The 1,774-nt window shown below is 70.4% G+C and carries 2 protein-coding genes; both read right to left on the bottom strand.

Annotated elements, in window-relative coordinates; translation table 11 throughout:
• Nucleotides 1–132 precede the first annotated feature (132 nt).
• Entirely contained in the window at nucleotides 133–585 is a 453-nt protein-coding gene (locus tag OKW78_RS16620) for a DUF2240 family protein (protein ID WP_281196163.1), read from the bottom strand.
• Nucleotides 586–640: 55 nt separating this feature from the next.
• Complete coding sequence (locus tag OKW78_RS16615) at nucleotides 641–1,402, bottom strand: TOBE domain-containing protein (protein WP_281196162.1); 762 nt, start codon at nucleotides 1,400–1,402, stop codon at nucleotides 641–643.
• Between the last annotated feature and the right edge of the window lie 372 nt (nucleotides 1,403–1,774).

Raw genomic sequence — 1,774 nt, 5'->3', positions numbered from 1 at the left:
CGTCGGCGGTCGGTTCCACGTCGGGGTCGGCGTCCGTCACGGCGAGCCGCCGAAGACGTCCACGGTTGCCGGTCACCTCGGAGGCGAACAGCTGGCCGATCCGGACGCCGTCGGTCAGTCGGTCCTCGACCATCACTCGCCCCCCGCGAGCTCCGCACGAACGTCTTCGACGAGGTGGTCGACGCGCGCGCCCTGCTCCTTCGCGTAGAGGACGGCGGCCGCCTCGATCGTCACCGCCAGCGCGCGCTGGCGTTCGTTGATCCCGGCGACCGCCCGCTGCTTCTCGACGCCCGCCGAGACGACGGCGTCGAGGGCGGTCTCGAAGGTGGACTGCTCGCGCAACACGTCCTCGTCGGGTTCGAAGTCCTCCGGGACGACGACCTCGTCGGGGTCGAAGCGCGCGACCAGCTCGCCGTCGTCCTCGTCGACGAGCCCGCGTCCGACGGCCACGTCGACGAGTCGCTTCGCCTGGTCCGGCGAGAACCACTCCCGTTCCAGCGAGAGCGCGACGACGAACTCGCCCTCGCCCAGCCGCTCCGCGGCGTGTCGCTTGAACGGAGCCGCGACGGTGGCTTCGAGGCTCATGTCCCACCCGCGGCCGGCGATCGGGGTAAACGTACCGGGTCGGCTGGCAGTCGGTTCATCGGTCGCTATCGGACGCATCGCCGACTTCCTCGGCCGCATCGTCGACCTCCTCGGCCGCGCCGTCGACCCCCTCCACCAGCCGCGTCGCGGTCGCCTTCCAGGCGATCCACACGTCCGTTCCCGGTCGTATCCCCAGGCGTTCGGCGCTCCCGTCGGTGACGAGCGCCCGGATCGTCGTGTCGTCGACGCGGATCCGGACCGCGTGGACCGTCTCGCCGCGCTCGACCGCTTCGACCCGGCCGCGACGCCGGTTCCGCTCGCTCGTCGCGGTCGGCTCCCCGTCGGCTCCGGCCGACCGGACCGTCACGGCGTCCGCACCGATCCGCACCTGGACCCGGTCGTCGGCCGTCACCCCCTCATGGAGCCCCCACACCGTTCCGATCGGCGTCTCGACCGCGGCCAGTTCGCCGTCGATCCTCCCTACCGTTCCCGCGAGGACCGTCTCCGGAACGCCGGCGGTCGCCTCGATCGCGGCCGACAGCCGATCGTATCGTTCGAGGACCCGGCTTCCGCGGTCGGTCAGACGGCTCCCGCCGCCGCCGCTCCCGCCCCGCTGCCGCTCCACGAGGTCGCCGAAGGCGGCCTCGAGTGCGTCGATCCGCGAGAGCGCTCGCGCCCGCGACCGGCCGAGATCGGCGGCCGCCCGCGCGACCGAGCCCGTTCGGGCTATCTCGCGGAGCAGGACCGCGTCCCGTCCGTCGAACTCGACGTCGTCCTCGACGAGCGTCGCGCGTCCCCGACCGGTCGCGTCGTTCATCACTCGGGTGTACTCACGGCCGGCGAGTTAACCGCTCCGGCGGGAAGGCGTGGTCGTTCAGCACTAAGACTCCATAGAACGGTTCGAAAGTGATTATTTTCAGTCTTATTGTGGGTGAATGAATCGATGGATCGAGCTGCTTGTAGGATGGTAGTTTCGTGGTATGTGGGGGTGATTGGACCGGGGTCGTTGCTGGCGCGGTGACCATCCCCAAAGCCCCAGCCGCGACGACTCGCATGACTCGCTGCGCGCCTCACTCGGTCGCTATCGCTCCCTCGTTGCGGTGCTTGCGTCGTCAAGCGTCGTCCTCACGGCTGCCCCTTTGAATCCCACCCTCCGCAGCCGCCCTGCACCTCACGCCTCCCCAGCCTC

Source organism: Halorubrum sp. F4 (genome assembly GCF_027257195.1).
Classification (GTDB): Archaea; Halobacteriota; Halobacteria; order Halobacteriales; family Haloferacaceae; genus Halorubrum.
Note: the sequence above shows the minus strand (reverse complement) of the source record. Positions and strands in the feature narration are given on the sequence as shown.

Coding starts and splice junctions, on each gene's coding strand:
- OKW78_RS16620 (WP_281196163.1), bottom strand. CDS start 585: ATGAGCCTCGAAGCCACCGTCGCGGCTCCGTTCAAGCGACACGCCGCG.
- OKW78_RS16615 (WP_281196162.1), bottom strand. CDS start 1,402: ATGAACGACGCGACCGGTCGGGGACGCGCGACGCTCGTCGAGGACGAC.